The sequence below is a fragment of the Streptomyces sp. NPDC107528 genome (genome assembly GCF_055639295.1).
In genome coordinates this window covers 107,543-124,670 of the sequence record NZ_JBVKAV010000011.1, presented here as the reverse complement: position 1 = coordinate 124,670, position 17,128 = coordinate 107,543, and the positions used below count along the sequence as shown (strand labels likewise).

Sequence of the window (17,128 nt, the reverse complement as noted above, 5' to 3'; positions counted from 1 at the left end):
CCGCGGATGTCTCTTCACCTGCTTGCACGCGGCATAGGTTAGCCTAACCTTACTCAAATGGGTGAGGGGTGGGCGGGGCCCGAGCGCAAGAAGAGGATCAGCCAAAGGCCGAATCCCGGCCGGGCGGGGCCAGGACCGTCCGGGCGGCATGCCCTACGAACCCCGCCCACCCGGTGCGGCACCTCGCGCCGCCCTCATGATCTCCGCCACGACCTGCGCCTTCAGGTCCGAGTACGCCAGCAGAGTCGGCGCCCGGCGAGCGGCTTCCCGCTTCGCGGCCGCATATCGGGCCACCGCGTCCGGATGAGTGATCAGATAGTCCCGGAAGAGGAGGTTGTCGGCCCACAATCGCCCCTGCCGCCCGACCACATGGACATTGGCCGGCAGCCCGGAACGCCGGCGCAGGTACTGCCGCCCGGGGACGCCGGCCTCCCCCAGCCACTCAAAGCCCAGCCGCTCGATGCGGGCGACAGCACCCTCGGTTCTGCCGGCCGGACAGCCGACCTGAACGTCGATGACCGGCTTGGCCTCAAGTCCTGGAACGGCGGTTGAACCGATGTGCGCCACATCCACGGGCAGTCCGCGCAGAGCTGCCGAGATGTCGTGGACCAGCGTCCGCCCCTGGTCTCCCCAGGCCGGATCAGGAGCGACGACATGGATCGGTTCGTCGAGGTCAGCCACACCACAACGCTATCGGCGCCGACGCCGACCCCACCCCGATCACGTCGGCTCGGCGTACTTGCCCAGGTCACCGGAACTCAAGTTGAGACGATACGCATCGTCTTGCTACAGTGGGGGTATGCGCTTCTTCTTCTTTCTCTGAGTCCGGGCACGGCCGATGCCGCCGTTTCTGCTGCCCGTAGACACTTCGTATTCCCAGGGAAAGTCACATGCGCGAACGCGCCCACACCGCTGCCCCCACTGCCGTGGCCCAGTTGTCCGTCAAGGACGTCACCAAGTCCTACGGCACCCGCACCGTCCTCGACCAGGTGTCCTTCACCGTACGCCCCGGCGAGAAAGCCGCCGTCATCGGCGAGAACGGCTCCGGCAAGTCCACCCTGCTGCGGCTGCTGGCCGAAGCCGAGGGGCCGGATGCCGGGGAGATCACCGTCAGCTTCCCCGGTGGCGTCGGCCACCTCACCCAGACCCTCGACCTGGACCCGGACTGCACCGTGCAGGACGCCGTGGACCTCGCCCTGACCGAACTGCGCGACATGGAGCGCCGCCTGCGCGAGGCGGAGGAGAGTCTCGGCGAGGCATCACAGGACGAACTCGCTGCGTACGGCGAGCTGCTGATGGCGTACGAGGAACGCGGCGGATACGAGGCGGACGCCCGCGTCGACGCCGCCATGCACGGGCTCGGGATCGCCGGGATCACCCGCGACCGCGCCCTCGGCTCACTCTCCGGCGGCGAACAGTCACGGCTCGCGCTCGCCTGCGTACTGGCCGCCGCACCCGAGCTGCTCCTCCTGGACGAGCCGACGAACCACCTCGACGCGACGGCCGTGCGCTGGCTGGAGGACCATCTGCGCACACACCGCGGCACCGTCGTCGCGGTCACCCACGACCGCGGCTTCCTCGAACGCATCGCCACCACGATCCTCGAAGTCGACCGGGACGCGTACACCGTGCACCGGTACGGCGACGGCTGGACCGGATACCGCACGGCGAAGGCCGCCGCCCGCCGCCGTGCGGCTCAGGAGCACGCGGACTGGCTGGAAGAAGTGGCCCGTACCGAAGAGCTGGTCGAGGCCGCCGGGAAGCGGCTGGCCGGCACCGGCAAAGACCCCCGTCAGGGCTTCGGCAAGCACCGCCGCTCGCACGAGGCGAAGCTCGGCGGGCAGGTCCGTGCGGCCCGGGAACGGCTGGCCCACCTGCGACGCAACCCGGTCACGGCGCCCCCGGAACCGCTGCGGTTCACAGCGGCGCTGTCGGCGGCGGGCGGCGGGCATCCCGCCGAGCGCCCGCTCGCCGAACTCGACGACGTCATGGTCGCGGAGCGGCTGCGGCTGGACGGGACGCTGACGATCGCGCCCGGGCAGCGGCTGCTCGTCACCGGCGAGAACGGAGCGGGCAAGACGACACTGCTGCGCGTCCTGGCGGGAGACCTGAAGCAGGACGCAGGCGCGGTACGCCGCCCCGCGCGGATCGGGTACCTCGCGCAGGAACTGCCCCCGCGCTCCACACGGCTCCCGCTGCTCGCCGCCTTCGCGGCAGGGCGGCCCGGGCTGCCGGAGGAGTACGCCGAGCGGCTACTGGCACTGGGTCTGTTCCGTGAGGAGGACCTGCTCGTACCGGTGGCCGCGCTGTCGGCGGGACAGCAACGGCGACTCCAGATCGCGATCCTGGTGACCCGGCCCGCGGACCTGCTCGTACTCGACGAGCCGACGAACCACATCGCGCTCGACCTGATCGAGGACATGGAGGCGGCGCTGGCTGCGTACCCGGGAGCGGTGGTCGCGGTCTCGCACGACCGCGGCTTCCGCGAGCGGTTCACCGGGGAGCGGTTGGAGCTGCACGCCGGCCGCAGGTGCTGAACGAGCTCCCCGGCGAGCTTTGTCATCCCCGTATCTAGACCTCTGAGGCCCGCTGGTTCACGGTGTCCCTCCTATCCGCCCTATCGGCCTGGAGGGACACCGCGGTGAGACGAAGGCGATTTGTGGCAGGGGCGATCGGCGCACTCTCGGGGGTCGCGCTCGGCCCGGGCCAGGCCCTGGCCGACGTAACGACGCCCCGTACGCAGGACTGGCAGGCCGTGCCGGCACCCGGCAGCGTTCCGGCCGCGCAGCTACGGCGTATCGCCGCCGTCGGACCTCAACTGGCCTGGGCCGTGGGCGAAGAGGCCCGCGGCGGGTCGTCGCAGGGGCGAGCCCTGGCCATGCAGTGGAACGGCAGCGCGTGGACGAAGACCGACCTGTCGCATCTGAACCACACGCGGTTGAGCGATGTCGCCGGTGTCTGCGCCACCGCGGCGTGGAGTGTGGGCCAACCAGCCGGCGCCGGCAGCCCGCTGCTGCGCTGGGACGGAACCACCTGGCGCGAGGTCGCGTTCCCGGGCCAGGGCGAGCCGGACGTGCGGTTGAACGCGGTGGCGGTCGGCCCGGACCGGCAGGTGTGGATCTGCGGCAGCCGAGGCGGCGCCGCCCGTCTGCTGCACGGGGACGGGCAACGCTGGCGCTGGCTGGACCCGCTGCCCGTGGCGAGCGTGAACCTGTACCGGCTGGTCCTGCGCTCGCCGGGCGAGGTCTGGGTGAGCGGCGACCAGCCGAACGGGGGCGGATGGACCGGGCTCGTGGCCCGCTGGGACGGAGCCTGGACCGTACTGCCCCCGGTCGCGGGCCTGCGCCTCAGCATCGCCGACCTCCACTCGGCCGGTTCCGACGATGTATGGGCGGTGGGCACCGAGTTCGGCGTCGGCGGGCCGCCGGGCCGTCCGGGCAACCCGTCCCTCAGCCACTGGGACGGCACGGCCTGGACACGGGTGGAAACGGGCTTCGTCGCCGGCTCGTTGACCGGAATCGCGGGCGATGCGCAGGGGCGCGCCGCGTGGATCTCGGGCTGGAACTTCCAGGACCAGAGCCGCAGTACGTACTTACGCCGGGACGGAGGCACCTGGACCACCGTCCGGGGCCCGGCCGGCACGGCGCCGGCGCCGTATCTCAATGCCGTGACGTCCATCCCCGGCACCACCGGGTTCTGGTCGGTGGGCATGACGAGACCGACCCCGTCTCCGCCGACCGAGGCGTACACGGAACGCCTCGAAGCCTGACGCGGACCCGGGAGGGAGGGTGAGGGTCGGGCCGCCCAGGAAAGAGCCGATGGGCGAGCCCGGCTCAGTCGACGCTATCGGCTACGGCGTCTCCGACGGCTCCGACGGCCGGCGGCTCCCACGGGGTAAACGTCCTTGACCTCCACCTCGGTCACGACCCCCGCTCCCCTCCCTGATCCCTGTACCCACCCCCCTCGACCACGTCCCTCGCGAAGATCTGTGACCTGGCCAGGGCCTCGTCGACGGACCGGCGGCCGGCGATATCGGCGGAGATTTCCGCGGACACGCGGTTACCGAGTCCCGCGTACTCAGGTATGCCGACGTAGGACTTGCCGACCCACGGCTGCTCCTGCACCCCGGGGTGCACGAGCTTCACCGCGTCGAGGGCCTGCGGCGTCGGAGCGACGAACGCCTGCAGGAACGGGTCCGTATTGCCGGATCTCCAGGTTGACCCGGCGGAATTCGGGGTCCATGCGCCGACAGGCCCGCTCGACCATCGCCGAGCATGTCCATGTCGGAGAGAAACGCCGGCAGTTTGGCCTTCGGCAGGTCGAAGAGGCGTTGAACACCGGGTTCGTCCACGAGGAGAACGGAGTAGCCCGGCAAAAACCGGACGTCGCCGATCACCGCGAACCCGGACCCGAGTCGCCGCAGCACTGTGGGGTTCTCGCCGCGGAGAGTGGCCCCGATCCGATCCGTCCGCCCATCGCGAGTCACCGCGAACCCCGATTCAAGCCGCCGCGACACCGCGCGGCCCCCCTATCCCTCCGCCGACTTCAGCCACTTCTCGCCGCCAAGCGGGAACTCGTACGCCGGTCGCCCGTTGTTGCCGCTCGTCCGGAACGGCCTGCCGTTGTCGTCGACGACCAGCGTGCCCTTGCGGCCACCGCTGGACCAGGTCAGCTCCAGGTACCAGGTCACGTCGTACGCCGAGGCATCGGCGGTGATCTTGAAGACCTCCGGGTCCGACTCGCTCACCTTGAAGGAGAAGTCGCGCTGGCCGGCCCCGGCCACGACGACCGGCCGTGCGGCGTCGAGGGCGACGGTGAAGGGACGTGTCGGCACGTTGCCGCCGCACCCGACGCCCATCACGTAGTCGTTCCAGGCCAGTGGCGTGTCCTTGCGGACCACGCGAACGTCAAGGCCATCGATCACGACCGTCTCCTTGCCGGTGCCCTGGACGGTCAGCGTCACGAGTTGTTCCCCGGCCGTCACCGCCTTGTTCGCCCCGATCCAGGCCGGCGCGTCCTGCTCGACCGGGGGCGGGCCGATATCCGTCGGAGGCCGGTCGATCAAGTAGTGCTGGTAGCAGGGGTGTTCCCAGCTGTACGGGCGGACGTTCACGGTCAGCGGTGGCTCGGCGTCCGTCTTGGCGCCGGCGCCCGCACCGCCGTCGGGCGCGTTCTTCGTCGGGGTTGCGGAGGCGGACGGGGAGTTCGTCCCGCCCGGCTTGGCGCTCCGCGAGTCGGACGGCGACGACTGCGGCGAGGCCTTGGCGGGCGGGGCAGACACGTCCTTCGAGGCGGCGGCACCGACGCTGCTCCCCCGGTCGTCGTCGCCCCGGCTCCCGTCCAACGGCAGATTCATGGCGAGCGCGGCGGCACCGAGAACAGCGGCCACCGCGACACCGGCGAGGAGCGCGGTACGGCGGCGAGGGCGGGCCGGGTGGCTGCGCTGGAGCTGGAGGGGACCGGCAAGGTCGGCGGGGGCCGGGCCCGGCGTGGGCTCGGGAGCGGGCGTGGGTTCGGACCCGGCCTGGTCGAGGTCGGGCCCGACGGCCGTCCCGTCATCGGAGGTCGACGCCGCTGCCGCCCCCTTCCTCCCCCGCACGGCATCCGCCAGCACCCACCGCCGATGCAGCTCCACCAGTTCCTCCGGCGAGGCCTTGCACAGGCGGGCCAGCCGCTCCACGGGCGCGTAGTCGGTGGGGACGGCATCCCCGTTGCAGTACCGGTGCAGCGTCGAGGTGCTCATGTGCAGCCGTTTGCCGAGGACCCCGTAGCTGAGCCCCGAGCGGTCCTTCAACTGCCGCAGAAACGCCGCGAAATCGGTCGCAGCCGTGCCTTCCGACACCGTTCCTCCATCCCCCTTGTCCCATTCCCTCATTCCAGGGAATGGACGTTTCTCCAGGTCAGATCCATTGCAGCCGTTCCGGTTTCCCTGATCGCCGACGGACGTGGCGGCCGGGACGGATCACCGGGCAAGCTCAGGTCATCCAAGCACGCCGCTCCCGGCACCCGGTCGAGCGGCTGCCTTCAAGTCCTTTGCACCGACAAGGAATCAGCCATGCGCACCTTCCGTCGCACCCGCCTTCTCGCCACCGCCGGCGCCGCCATCACCGCCCTCGCCCTCACCGCATGCGAGAACGGCTCCGGGACCCGCGACGAGGGCGACTCACAGCCGACGTCACCGTCCGCGGCGGCGGACACGTCGAAGCCTGCGCAGGACACGTCGTCCCATCGGCCGGGGCAGAGCGGGGGCTCCGGGCAGCAGTCGGCCCCGCCCTCGCAGACGGGCAGGCCCGCGGAGAACGGCATCAGCGGGGGCAGCGGTACTAGCGAGGGTGCGACGGGAGGCGCAAACGCACCGGGGGACCTGACCATCTGCAATGGGTCCAACACCAAGACCACGGCTCAGCCCGTCCCCCGCCCGCTGAACCACATGCTCCTCACCGTCACCAACACCGGCTCGAAGCCGTGCGCCCTGCCGTACTACCCGGTGCTCCGGTTCGACGAGATGCAGTGGGTGCCGCAGGCCTTCGACGACACCAAGCCGCAGGCAGTGCCGATGCTGGAGCCGGGCGCCTCCGGCTACGCGGGCGTCCGGCTCAGCGCGGCCGACGGCAGCGGCACGGGCGGCGACACCGGCCGCGCGCTCACAGTCGCCTTCCAGGGCAAGACGCCGAACAGCTCCGGCGGCCCGTCGGCCACCCCGTCCCTGCCGGCGAAGGGCGTCTACTACGACAGCGCCCTGAGCGTCACGTACTGGCAGACGGACGTGGAGACGGCCCTCGACTGACGCCCCGTGGCTGAAGCCGTCCCCTCGTTGCCCCGAAAGTCATCCGCGTGTCTTGCACGTCGCAGCGAACGCATCAGCGCCGGCGAGGTCGAAGTCTCCGTGGTCGCTGCCGAGTCCCTGAGCCACCAAGGCCGCCGCGGCACACCCGAGGACGGCGGAGTCGTACGGCCTGCGGCCCAGGCCCATGCCGCGTACGAAGCCGGCCGAGAAGGCGTCGCCGCAGCCGGTCGTGTCCACGACGTCGATCGCGAACGCGGGCACCTTCTCGAGGCCCTCGGGGGTCACCAGCAGGGCCCCGTCACCGCCACGAGTGACCGCGACCAGGCCCGCTCCGGCAGCGAGGAGCTTCTTCGCCCCCGCCACCACGTCCTCCTCACCGGTGAAGCCGAGGACCTGGTCCTCGTTGGGCAGCACGTGGTCGACGTACGGCAGGACGGACTCGATCTGTTCGAAACTTCCGAGGGCGCCGGGTGCGAGGAGGTCGACCGAGGTCACCACGCCGTGTTCCTTGGCGTACGACAGGACGCGCGTCGCGGTGTCGACGCCGATGAGTTCGGGACCGCCGAGGTGGAGGTGGTTCGCCTCGGCGATCGCGTCCCAGGGCACGTCCTCGGGGCCGTACGTGATGTTGGCGCCCAGCAGGTGCAGCGAGGGCCGGTCGCCGTTGGGGCGGATGGGCAGGACACTCGCGGAGGTGGGGGTGTCCGTGCGGCGGACGAGGAACCGGGTGTCGATGCCTGCCGCGCCGAGCAGTCGGACCAGCATGTCCCCGGTCGGGTCCGAGCCGATCGCCCCGGCGCTGCTCACCGACGCGCCGAGTTTGGCGAGGGTGAGCGCAGTGCCGCCCGCCGTTCCGGCGGCGGTCATCCTGATGTCGTCCACCAGCGTCGCGCCCTGGCCCTCGGGAATCGCCTCCACCGGCCGCACCAGTACGTCCAGCACATGCACGCCCATCGTGACGACGTTCATCGGTGTCCCTCCTGCACGGGTGGTACGGGGTGGGTGGTGCCGTAGTTCCGGGCGAGCGCGGCCTCGATCACCGCGAGTTGCTGGTGTTCGTCGAGAACACGGGGCTTACCGAGGGCGGCCGCATGCTGGTGGACGCCGCACGCCCACTCCAGCAGCAGGGCGTGCTCGACCGCCTTGGCCAACGTGGGAGCGTGCGTGACCGAGCCGTGGCTGGCCATCAGCGCGGCGCTGCGGCCCTCCAGCGCCGTCAGCACGGACTCGGCGAGCTCCGGTGTGCCGAAGGTGGCGTCCGGCGCCACGCGCACCGAGCCGCCCAGGCTCAGCAACTGGTAGTGAATGCAGGGCAGTTCGTCGAGCACGCAGGACAGCGCGGTCGCCATCGGGGCGTGGGTGTGGACGACCGCGCCCGTTCCGTAGCGGCGGTAGACACCGAGGTGCAGGTCCAGTTCGGAGGTGGGTTCCAGGGTCCCGGCCACGACGTTTCCGTCGAGGTCGACCACCGTCACCTGGTCGGCCGTCAGTTCCGCGAGCACCGTGCCCGTGGCCGTGATCGCGACCCGGTCCTCGACCCGCATGCTGACGTTGCCGGCCGTGCCGATGAGCAGGCCCTCCGCCCCCAGGCGACGGCACGCCTCGGCCACCGCGGCGCGCTCCTGACCCAGCGTTGAGCTTGAGTCGGTCATGTACGCGACGCTAACGTAAACCTGAAACGATGTCACGTTCAGGTTCGGAGGCCGTACATGGGCGATCCCGCCCCGCAACCCGCCGGCGGCACGTGGCATGTCCCGTTGCGCCGTACTCCCCAACAGGCACGCAGCAAGGCCCGCCTCACCCGCGTGCTTCAGGCGGCGGAACGCGTCCTGATCGGCGAGGGCGTGCAGGCGCTGACCACGACCCGCATCGCCGCCGAGGCGCAGGTCTCGGTCGGGTCGCTGTATCAGTACCTGCCCGACCGCGACGCGATCATCGATGCCCTCGCGGCCGGGTACTTCGCCCGGCTCGAAAGCGCCATGGACGACCTCGTACGCGCCGCCGCGGCCGAGCACTGGGACGACCCGGTCGGTGTGCTCATCGACGTGTACGCCGCGATCTATCGCACCGAGCACGGCTTCAGGGCCCTGTGGTTCGGCAGCAGCCTCACCGAGCAGACCCGGGCCGCGGACCGTGAGCACAAACGCCGTATGGCGGACGGAGTCCGGCGCATCCTGGTGACCCTGGGCGTCGCACGGGACGACGAAGCGCTCGCCCGGGCTTGCCATGCCGCGGTCCTCGCCGCCGACGCCCTCGCGCAGGAGGCCTTCCGCCGAGACCCCGAGGGCGACCCGGGGCTGCTCGACGAGGCCAGGCTCATGCTGCGGGGGTATCTCGCCGGTGTCGCCGCGCGCTATGAGGGGCCGTAGGACAGGTGACGGACAGGGTCCGGCGCGCGGGGCCCGGCAGTGCCCGGGGCTTCGGAGCACGACTCTGACATCCTGGCTGTGTGCCGAAACCGTCTCCTGTCACCCCTGATGCCCCCGCCCACATACGCACCCCGCTCCTCACCCAGCAGTGGCTCGACCTGGCCTTCATCCACTGGGCCGTCGAGCCGGACGTGGTGGCCGGCCTGCTGCCGCGCGGTACCGTTCCGGACACGCATGACGGGGTCACGTACGTCGGCCTCGTCGCCTTCCGGATGCATCGGGTCGGCTGGCTGCGGCTGCCCGGGGTGCCGTATCTCGGGACGTTTCCCGAGACCAACGTGCGCCTCTACTCCGTGGACGCACACGGACGGCGCGGCGTCGTGTTCCGGTCGATGGACGCCTCCCGGTTGATCCCGGTGGTGATGGGGCGGGTCGGATTCCGGTTGCCGTATCTGTGGTCCCGGATGGCCGTGCGCTCGGCCGGCGACACGGTCACGTACACCAGCTCCCGTCGCTGGCCCGGTCCGCGCGGCGCGTCCAGCCGGATCACCGTACGCACCGGTGATCGCATCGAGGAGCCCACCGAGCTGGAGCACTTCCTCACCGCACGCTGGGGCATGCACAACGCCTTCTTCGGCGGTCCCGAACCGGTGGCGTACCTGCCCAACCACCACCCTCGGTGGCCGCTGTACCGGGCCGAGCTGGTCAGCTGCGAGGAGAACCTGATCACCACGGCCGGGCTGCCCGCCCCGAGCACCGCCCCGGTCAGCGTCCTGTACTCCCCCGGCGTCCCGGTCCGTCTGGGCCGCCCGGCGCGGCCGGCGGGCATCCCCACGCCGTGATCGGCGGAGGACGGCAAAACCCAGGGGGCCCGGAACCGGGATGACCGGTCCGAGCCCCCTGGAACGTATCGGCGTCACATGCCGTTACGGGGTGTCCGTCCTCACCTTCACTCGGCGCGGCGCCTCGTGCGCATGAGCAGCAGGAAGCCTGCCATCAGGAGCACGGCGCCGGCCGCGGCCGGCCACAGGGACGTGCCCGTCTCCGCCAGGTCACCATTCCCGACCGCCTGCGGCTCCGTCCCGGAACCGGCGCCGGAGTCGTCGCCGTCCGCGGCGGGCTGGGTCTGCGCCGGAGTGTTTACCGAGCCGGCGCCGTCGTCGCCCTGTCCCTGGCCGTTGGCGTTCTCGTTCGCCGTGGGGGTTCCGTCGGCCTTGGGCGCCACCGTGCTCGACAGGGTGGGCTTGCCGTCCTCCTCCGCCGGTTCGGTCGCGGGCTCGTCCGTCGCGGGCTTCTCGGTCGCCGGCTTCCCGGTCGGCTCCTGCGTGGCGGGCTCGTCCGTCGCGGGGTCCTCGGTCGCCGGCGCGTCGGTCGGCTTGTCCCCTCCGTCGCCGGGCTCCGCATTGTCGTCGCCCGGGTCGTCGTTCCCGCCCGGCGGGGTGGTGGGAGCCTGAGTCGGCTCCTCGGTCGGCTCCTCGCCGCCCGGCTCGTCGCCGTCGCCCGCTCCGGCGCCGCACTTGCGGCCCTCGTTGATGCAGTCGACCATCTCGCTCATCAGTTCCTCGCTGAAGACGTTGATGAAGTCGCCGTGGTCGGTGACCGGCTTGTGCAGTTGCTCGGGGAAGGAGTCCACCGCGAACAGCGGGGTCGTCTTCCCGCCGTCCTGGAGGCTGGGCGCGTCGACGTCGTACACGATCCGCTGCACCAGCTGCGGAATGGCCTTGAAGCCGTTCGCACAGCTGCCGTCGGCCGCCGCGAAGGCCACGTGGGTGCGGTGGTTGGCGCTGTCGATGTTCTGTCCGTCCCAGCAGCTCTGGAACTTGAAGGTGCGCACCACGTCACTGCCCTGCGGGCACAGCGGGTACTTGTCCTTCAGCTGCCGGTCCTCGAAGCCGGTGCAGCTCCAGGAGGCGTTGGCGTTGGCGGTGCCGTTCACGAACGCCTTGGCGTCGCCGGTGATGATGCGCAGCAGGCGCGGCATCTCGGTGACCTTGCTGCGGGGGTTGCCCACGAAGTCCAGCGTCACTTCCTTGGGAGTGACGATCTCACCGGCGTTGCCCTCGATGCCACCGCCGGGCGAGTTGGCGTCCTTTTCCTGGCTGCCGTTCTGGAGCCGGATCACGGGCCAGTAGTACGTGGACTTGTCGCCCTGGTCGACGCAGCTCGTCTCGGCGTTCGCCAGGTCCTCGTCGCTGGCGAAGGCGTCGTTGGACTGGTTGCCGATGTAGTCGTGGAAGTGGTGGGCGCCGTTGGAGACGCCGGGGGCCACGATGACGTTGTCGGAGTTGAACAGGCCGTTCTCGTTGACGCCGCAGCTGGTGGCGAAGGTGCCCCGGGAGGCTCCCTTCTGCTGGGCCGCGCCGGCCGCGTTCGGCTGGACGGACTTGATGTCCACGAAGTCCGCGGCGACCGGGCCGTTGCCCGCCTGTCCGCCGTTGCCCTGCTGGTCGCCGTTGCCGGGCTGCTGGTTGCCCTGGTCCGCGCCGTCCTGGTTGTCGCCGCCCTGTTCCTGGTCGCCGTCGCCGTCCTCACCTGTGCCGTTGTCCGCGGCGCGCAGGGTGCAGGAGGCGAGGGAGTCGAGGCCCTCGGGCCGGTCTCCCACACGGTCGACAGCGATGGCGATCCGCTCGATCGTCGCGGCCCGCTTGTCCTTGAGCGGTTTCATGATCGCGCTGTCGGCGAAGCCCGCGTCCTGCTGGATGGCCTGAGCCGACTCCTGCAGCCGCTGGTAGGCCTCGGCTATCTGCTGGTCGAGGAGCGCGAGTTCCTTCGCGACGTCCTCGCGCGCTCCGTCCGGCACATCCGTCAGTTCGCTGCCGACATCAGGGCAGTCGATCGTGCCGGCCGGGGTGGACAGCGTCCGGGCGGGATCCGCTCCGCCGTCCTCGGTTGCCGAGGCATAGACGTTGGCCGCGACCATGCCGCCGCCGCCCAACATCAGCGCGACCGCTGCAAAGGTCGCGCGCCGTGCGCCCGTGGGGCGTCTTCGCGTGCTGCGTCCCAAGGAAGTACTCCTACGCCTCGTGATCGGTCAGGGCATGAAAATCCCCCGGTCCAATACGGAGACGGGCCGCGTTGTGTTCAAACGCCTCACGGATTCACAGAAATTTCTCACAACGAAGGTAAACACCCTGGTCGCAGTGGGGTGTTGGGGAGAAGTCGCGGTCCAGATCAGCCCATCAGACCGGCGGCGAGCGTCGCCCCCAGCTCCCAGCAGGCCTCGGTGTCCGCCTTGGTGGGCTCGCCCGTGACCGTCACCGGATTCGCCGCCCGGCGCCAGCCCAGGCCCGTTGTGATCGAGTCGATCGCCCGTACCGCTCCGGTGACGTCGCTGCCGCCGTGCACGCAGTAGCCGAAGGGCCGGCCCTGGGTCGCGTCCAGGCAGGGGTAGTAGACCTGGTCGAAGAAGTGCTTGAGGGCTCCGGAGATGTAGCCGAGGTTCGCCGGGGTGGCGAGGAGGTAGCCGTCGGCGGCCAGCACGTCGGAGGCCGTGGCCGACAGCGCCGGCCGGCGCACGACCTCGACGTTCTCGATCTCCGGCGCCGTGGCACCGGAGATGAGGGCTTCGAGCATGGACTGGCAGTTGGGCGAGGGCGTGTGATGCACGATCAGCAAGGTGGGCACATCCGAACCCTGCCGGGGTGCCGGTTCGCGACGCAACCCTGACGTGCGGAGTGTTGCCCTCAGTGCTCGGGGATGACGTGGTTGACCCTGGCGACCGCGGCCGACAGATGTTCCTGCACCTCTTCGGACAGCGCATCGCCCTTGACCGCGGTGACGAGATCCCCGGCCAGGGAGTGCAGCTTGGTGTTGGTGTTCTGGGAGGCCGTGACCAGTACCGTCCAGGCCTCCTCCGAGCTCAGGCTGAACGAGGCCATCAGGATGCCGCGGGCCAGGTCGATGGTCGGCCGGGTCTGCATGGCCCGGCGCAGTTGGGCGACCTCTATCCGCAGATCGTGATGTGCGCCCTCGGGCGCCTCCGGGTCCTGGGCGTGCCCATTGACCGCGGCATGCCCGTCCGGGTCGAGCCGGCCGAACAGCGAGTGCGTGCCGGTCAGGGAGAGCAGGCGGTCGACGGCCGTACTGGCTGCGTGGACAGCGACCGTCTTGCCCTGCTCCAAGGCGAAGTGGCGCATGTTGAGCAGGATGTTGAGGGTCGAGCAGTCGCAGAAGGAGACGCCCTCCAGATGCAGATCGATGCCATGGACCGAGCGGTTCAGAGCTTCACGCAGGACGCCCTGGAGTCGCTCGCCGCTGTCGAGATCGAGCTCTCCGGAGACCTTCACCATGACCCTGTCGCCACCCGCGCTGACGGTGGTGACCAGCGGCCACGACGAATCCGCCGCCGGTTCGCCATCGAAGTTCACACGGTCGGCAGCGCCCCTTTTGGGGGGCTGTGCAGAGGACGCGAGCTCGGGCATGACCGCCTCTCTCTCAGGTACTCCCCGTCTCACTACAAGAGTGACCCCGAACCGCGGAACACGTCAACAGATACATGAAATTGAGTGCGTGTATTTGTATTCGTGAACACCCAGCCGTACTCTTGAGCCATGGACGGAGTCCCTGAGCCGCACACCGGATGGACGTTTCTGACGAACCATGCCCGCGTCCTCGCGGCCATCGCCGACAACCCGAACGTGCGGATCCGGAACATCGCCGCGCACTGCCGACTCACCGAGCGTGCTGTCCAGAAGATCATTTCCGACCTGGAGCAGGACGGCTATCTGTCCCACACGCGCGAGGGACGCACCAACACGTACCGGATCGAGGCCGGCAAGGTGCTGCGGCACCCTGCCGAGGCCGGACTGCCGGTGGCAGAACTGCTCTCGCTGCTCATCCAGGCCGAGGCCGGACACACCACCGCCTCGCAGCAGCTCAGGACGGCGCGCCCGCGGATGCCCGTGGACGGTGGATGACCGTCGGTGGATGACCGTCGGTGGATGACCGTCGGTGGATGACCGGCGGTGGATGGCCGGCGGTGGATGGCTTACGGAGGGCGCGTGCCCTGCAGAGGGCTGATGACCCGCGGACGGCGCCTGCCGCGCCGAAGGCGCTTGGTCCGCTGAGGGCGGGTGCGCTTGAAAGGGCCTATGACCTGCGGGTGAGGTGTGCCGCACGGAAAGCGCTTGGTCCGCTGACGGCGGGTGCGCTTGAAAGGGCCTATGACCTGCGGATGAGGTGTGCCCCCGCAGAGACGGGCGGGTGGGTCGTACCCCGCACAGACGACATGACTCGGCCGCGGCGGGCGGCCGGTCGCCGGACTCGGCCGCCGTGGAGACACCGGCGGCCCGGCCTCAGCACAGGACGCGCAGCGCTCCCGGCAGAACCCTGACCGTGACCGGCAGGTTGGCCTCCACCTCACCGTCCGCGCCGTAGGGCACCTCACGGTCGGCCGCGATACGGATCTCCCGGCCTCGCAGGATCTGCACCTGGGGACGCTGGACGTGGGCGCCGGTCTTGAGCTCGTTCATCAGGGCGAAGAACAGCCGCCGCGGCGCCTCGCGGATCATCACGACGTCCAGCAGACCGTCGTCGACGCGGGCGTCGGGAGCGATCAGGCGGCCGGATCCGTAGTAGCCGGAGTTGGCGGCCACGACCGTGTAGCCGGTGTGCAGGTGCTCCTGGCCGTCGACGGTGACGCGGTAGCGCGCGGGGCGCCAGGTGGTGACGGCACGCAGGCCGCCCGCGTAGTAGGAGGCCGAGCCGCGCAGCAGTCTGGCCTCGTTGGCGTGCCGGTTGGCCAGGGCGTCGACACCTGCGTACACGCTGCCCAGGACCACCGTGCGGTCGTGTACGGCCGACTCGACCTCGATGGTGTCGACGTGCCGGGGTTCGTGGTCGAGCAGTACCTCGGCGAGGGCGGCGGGCTCGGTGGGCAGGTTCAGCGCCCGGGCGAAGTCGTTGCCGCGGCCGGCGGGGACCAGGCCGAGCACGGCGTCGGTGCCGCTGAGGGCCCCGCCGACACCGCCGGCGATTCCGTCGCCGCCGACGGCGAGCACCACCCGGCCCCGCTGCCCGGCGTCACGGGCCAGTTCCTGGGCATGGGCCAGGCTGCGGCTGTACTCGGTCTCCAGGTCGGCCCCGGCCTCCCGCAGCGGCCTGGCCACGTTCAGCAGTGCGGCAGCTGAGGCGGATCCGCCCGCCGTGGGGTTGACGATGGCGGTGAACTGTCGCATCGGGGTGCCTTTCGGGCCGACGGGAGGGTGCTGCCGGAGGCGGGCGGAGGAGGTGGATGGGTGATGAGCGCAAGGTCCGGGTGGGCCCGGGGCCCCGGGGACCCGAGGGACCCCCGGGGGGATGAACAGTCCGGACGGTCAGTCGAGGGGCAGGAGGACCCCGGGGTTGAGCAGTCCCCTCGGGTCCAGTCGGCCCTTCACGGCCTGCAGCGCCTCGATGCCCAGGGGGCCCGCCTCACGGACGTACCAGTCGCGGTGGTCGGTGCCCACGCCGTGGTGGTGGCTGATGGTGCCGCCCGCGGCGAGGATCGCCTCGTTGGCCGCGTGCTTCGCCTTCTCCCAGTGCACCACCGGTTCGTCACCCTGCGCCGAGACGACGGTGAAGTACAGCGAGGCACCGTTCTCGTAGACGTGGGAGATGTGGCACATGATCAGGGGCGGCGTGCCGGCCTCGGTGAGCGTCGTGGTCAGGGCGTCGCGCACGGACGCGTACAGCTCGGGCACGCGTGACCAGAACGTCGCCGTCTCCAGTGTCTCGACGAACGCCCCGGCGTCCAGCAGGGAGTCCCGCAGATAGGGGGCCGAATAGCGGCCGTGCGCCCAGCGCTGTCCGGGTTCCTCGCCCAGCGGGGTTCCGCCGCAGTCCCGGAGGACGGCCGACGCACGCTCCCTGCGGTACGAGGTGTCCTCGTCGGTGCCTTCGTAACCGGCGATCGCCGTGCATCCCGCCGACTGCTGCCCGTCGACGGCGGCACCGATGGCGTCGGGCTGGGCGAGGCCGATCAGCGTCTCCGTCTCGTCGGACAGCCGCAGCACCGTCGGGCGTGGGCCGTCCTGGGCGAGGCGGCGCAGCGCGGCGGCGCCCTGCTCGAAGGAGTCGAAGCGCCAGCCCTCGTACACGCGGGTCGCGGGCACGGGACGGATCCGCACGGTGACGGACGTGATGACGCCGAACGCGCCCTCCGAGCCGAGCACGAGCTGCCGCAGGTCGGGGCCGGCCGCCGAGCGAGGCGCGCGGCCCGTGTCGAGGGTGCCCTCGGGGGTGGCGACGGTCAGGCCCAGGACCATCTCGTCGAAGCGGCCGTAGCCGGCGGACGCCTGGCCGCTGGAGCGGGCGGCGGCGAACCCGCCGATGGTGGCCCACTCGAAGGACTGGGGGAAGTGCCCGAGCGTGAAGCCCTGTTCGGCCAGCAGCGTCTCGGCGTGGGGCGCGCGCAGCCCGGCGTGCAGCGTGGCCGTGCGGGAGACCGGGTCGAGGGCGAGCAACTCGTCCATGCGGCGCAGGTCCAGGGCGACGAAGGGGCCGCGCCGGGCAGGGGCGAGGCCGCCCACGACGGAGGTGCCGCCGCCGAACGGGACGACGGCCAGGCCGTGTTCGGCGCAGGCGCGCAGTGCCGCGAGCACGTCGTCGTGGCCGGCGGGGAGTACGACGGCCGCGGGGATGTCGTCGACCTCGCCCTCGCGCATCCGGAGCAGGTCGGGGGTGGACTTGCCGCGCGTGTGCCGGATGCGGCTCTCCGCGTCGGTGCGCACGTACTCCTCGCCACCGACCGCTGCGGACAGGGCCTGGAGTGCGGCGGGTTCGAGTCCCGGCTCGGGTACGGCGATGTCCGTCAGGGCGACCGGTTCGGCGGTGCGCGGCTTGACGCCGAGCCAGTCGCGCAGCAGCCCGGTCACGGTCTCGGGCAGCGGCGCCGCCTTGGCCGGGTCGCCCCAGCCGCTCCACAGCATGTCCATTGGCTGTTGTCCTCACCGGTCGATTCGAGCGATGCCGTGTCCCGGACGGCCCCGCAGGC

At 71.0% G+C, this 17,128-nt stretch carries 16 protein-coding genes and 1 pseudogene; 6 read left to right on the top strand and 11 right to left on the bottom strand.

From position 1 onward, the window contains the following. Nucleotides 1–153: 153 nt before the first annotated feature. Nucleotides 154–681: a GrpB family protein gene (locus ACZ7L5_RS31930; RefSeq protein WP_471521071.1), complete on the bottom strand. Its 528-nt coding sequence runs from the start codon at nucleotides 679–681 to the stop codon at nucleotides 154–156. Between the two features lie 209 nt (nucleotides 682–890). Between ACZ7L5_RS31930 and abc-f the strand changes: the two genes are divergently transcribed. Both abc-f and ACZ7L5_RS31920 read left to right on the top strand, forming a co-directional pair. Next, nucleotides 891–2,537: a ribosomal protection-like ABC-F family protein gene (abc-f, locus tag ACZ7L5_RS31925; protein ID WP_471521069.1), complete on the top strand. Its 1,647-nt coding sequence runs from the start codon at nucleotides 891–893 to the stop codon at nucleotides 2,535–2,537. 104 nt (nucleotides 2,538–2,641) lie between these two features. After that, nucleotides 2,642–3,769 (top strand): hypothetical protein, encoded by a 1,128-nt coding sequence (locus ACZ7L5_RS31920; RefSeq protein ID WP_471521067.1) that lies wholly within the window; start codon nucleotides 2,642–2,644, stop codon nucleotides 3,767–3,769. A 151-nt stretch (nucleotides 3,770–3,920) separates the two neighbouring features. On the opposite strand, the gene ACZ7L5_RS31915 is transcribed toward ACZ7L5_RS31920, so the two are convergent. The 3 genes and pseudogenes from ACZ7L5_RS31915 to ACZ7L5_RS31905 all read right to left on the bottom strand — a co-directional run bounded on the left by ACZ7L5_RS31915 (nucleotide 3,921) and on the right by ACZ7L5_RS31905 (nucleotide 5,842). Beyond that, nucleotides 3,921–4,145 (bottom strand): hypothetical protein, encoded by a 225-nt coding sequence (locus tag ACZ7L5_RS31915; protein WP_471521550.1) that lies wholly within the window; start codon nucleotides 4,143–4,145, stop codon nucleotides 3,921–3,923. Between the two features lie 21 nt (nucleotides 4,146–4,166). Further along, nucleotides 4,167–4,486, bottom strand: a pseudogene (locus ACZ7L5_RS31910) (diadenosine tetraphosphate hydrolase); the annotation flags it as partial. Between the two features lie 42 nt (nucleotides 4,487–4,528). Beyond that, the gene (locus ACZ7L5_RS31905) at nucleotides 4,529–5,842 is read right to left on the bottom strand and encodes a helix-turn-helix domain-containing protein (protein ID WP_471521065.1); all 1,314 of its coding nucleotides are present in this window, start codon (nucleotides 5,840–5,842) and stop codon (nucleotides 4,529–4,531) included. 213 nt (nucleotides 5,843–6,055) lie between these two features. Between ACZ7L5_RS31905 and ACZ7L5_RS31900 the strand changes: the two genes are divergently transcribed. Continuing rightward, nucleotides 6,056–6,787 carry a DUF4232 domain-containing protein gene (locus ACZ7L5_RS31900; RefSeq protein WP_471521063.1) on the top strand — a complete coding sequence of 244 codons (732 nt, stop codon included), beginning with the start codon at nucleotides 6,056–6,058 and terminating at the stop codon, nucleotides 6,785–6,787. Between the two features lie 39 nt (nucleotides 6,788–6,826). On the opposite strand, the gene ACZ7L5_RS31895 is transcribed toward ACZ7L5_RS31900, so the two are convergent. After that, a complete protein-coding gene (locus tag ACZ7L5_RS31895) occupies nucleotides 6,827–7,756 on the bottom strand; it encodes a carbohydrate kinase family protein (protein ID WP_471521061.1) in 930 nt (309 codons plus the stop codon). Then, complete coding sequence (locus ACZ7L5_RS31890) at nucleotides 7,753–8,439, bottom strand: class II aldolase/adducin family protein (protein WP_471521059.1); 687 nt, start codon at nucleotides 8,437–8,439, stop codon at nucleotides 7,753–7,755. Before ACZ7L5_RS31890 ends, ACZ7L5_RS31895 begins: the two co-directional genes overlap by 4 nt. Nucleotides 8,440–8,496: 57 nt before the next feature. Between ACZ7L5_RS31890 and ACZ7L5_RS31885 the strand changes: the two genes are divergently transcribed. Then, the gene (locus ACZ7L5_RS31885) at nucleotides 8,497–9,156 is read left to right on the top strand and encodes a TetR/AcrR family transcriptional regulator (protein ID WP_471521057.1); all 660 of its coding nucleotides are present in this window, start codon (nucleotides 8,497–8,499) and stop codon (nucleotides 9,154–9,156) included. A gap of 80 nt (nucleotides 9,157–9,236) precedes the next feature. Continuing rightward, the gene (locus ACZ7L5_RS31880; protein WP_471521055.1) at nucleotides 9,237–9,998 is read left to right on the top strand and encodes a YqjF family protein; all 762 of its coding nucleotides are present in this window, start codon (nucleotides 9,237–9,239) and stop codon (nucleotides 9,996–9,998) included. A 107-nt stretch (nucleotides 9,999–10,105) separates the two neighbouring features. On the opposite strand, the gene ACZ7L5_RS31875 is transcribed toward ACZ7L5_RS31880, so the two are convergent. The 3 genes from ACZ7L5_RS31875 to ACZ7L5_RS31865 all read right to left on the bottom strand — a co-directional run bounded on the left by ACZ7L5_RS31875 (nucleotide 10,106) and on the right by ACZ7L5_RS31865 (nucleotide 13,523). Beyond that, nucleotides 10,106–12,094 (bottom strand): DUF1996 domain-containing protein, encoded by a 1,989-nt coding sequence (locus ACZ7L5_RS31875; RefSeq protein ID WP_471521514.1) that lies wholly within the window; start codon nucleotides 12,092–12,094, stop codon nucleotides 10,106–10,108. A 233-nt stretch (nucleotides 12,095–12,327) separates the two neighbouring features. Then, complete coding sequence (locus ACZ7L5_RS31870; protein WP_471521053.1) at nucleotides 12,328–12,780, bottom strand: flavodoxin family protein; 453 nt, start codon at nucleotides 12,778–12,780, stop codon at nucleotides 12,328–12,330. Between the two features lie 59 nt (nucleotides 12,781–12,839). Continuing rightward, the gene (locus ACZ7L5_RS31865) at nucleotides 12,840–13,523 is read right to left on the bottom strand and encodes an ANTAR domain-containing protein (protein ID WP_471521051.1); all 684 of its coding nucleotides are present in this window, start codon (nucleotides 13,521–13,523) and stop codon (nucleotides 12,840–12,842) included. A 183-nt stretch (nucleotides 13,524–13,706) separates the two neighbouring features. Between ACZ7L5_RS31865 and ACZ7L5_RS31860 the strand changes: the two genes are divergently transcribed. After that, nucleotides 13,707–14,072 (top strand): helix-turn-helix transcriptional regulator, encoded by a 366-nt coding sequence (locus ACZ7L5_RS31860; protein ID WP_384190598.1) that lies wholly within the window; start codon nucleotides 13,707–13,709, stop codon nucleotides 14,070–14,072. 378 nt (nucleotides 14,073–14,450) lie between these two features. Here the strand turns inward: ACZ7L5_RS31860 and ACZ7L5_RS31855 are convergent, their stop codons facing one another. Beyond that, the gene (locus ACZ7L5_RS31855; RefSeq protein WP_471521049.1) at nucleotides 14,451–15,332 is read right to left on the bottom strand and encodes a YegS/Rv2252/BmrU family lipid kinase; all 882 of its coding nucleotides are present in this window, start codon (nucleotides 15,330–15,332) and stop codon (nucleotides 14,451–14,453) included. 138 nt (nucleotides 15,333–15,470) lie between these two features. Continuing rightward, the gene (locus ACZ7L5_RS31850; RefSeq protein WP_471521047.1) at nucleotides 15,471–17,069 is read right to left on the bottom strand and encodes an FAD-binding oxidoreductase; all 1,599 of its coding nucleotides are present in this window, start codon (nucleotides 17,067–17,069) and stop codon (nucleotides 15,471–15,473) included. Nucleotides 17,070–17,128 lie beyond the last annotated feature (59 nt).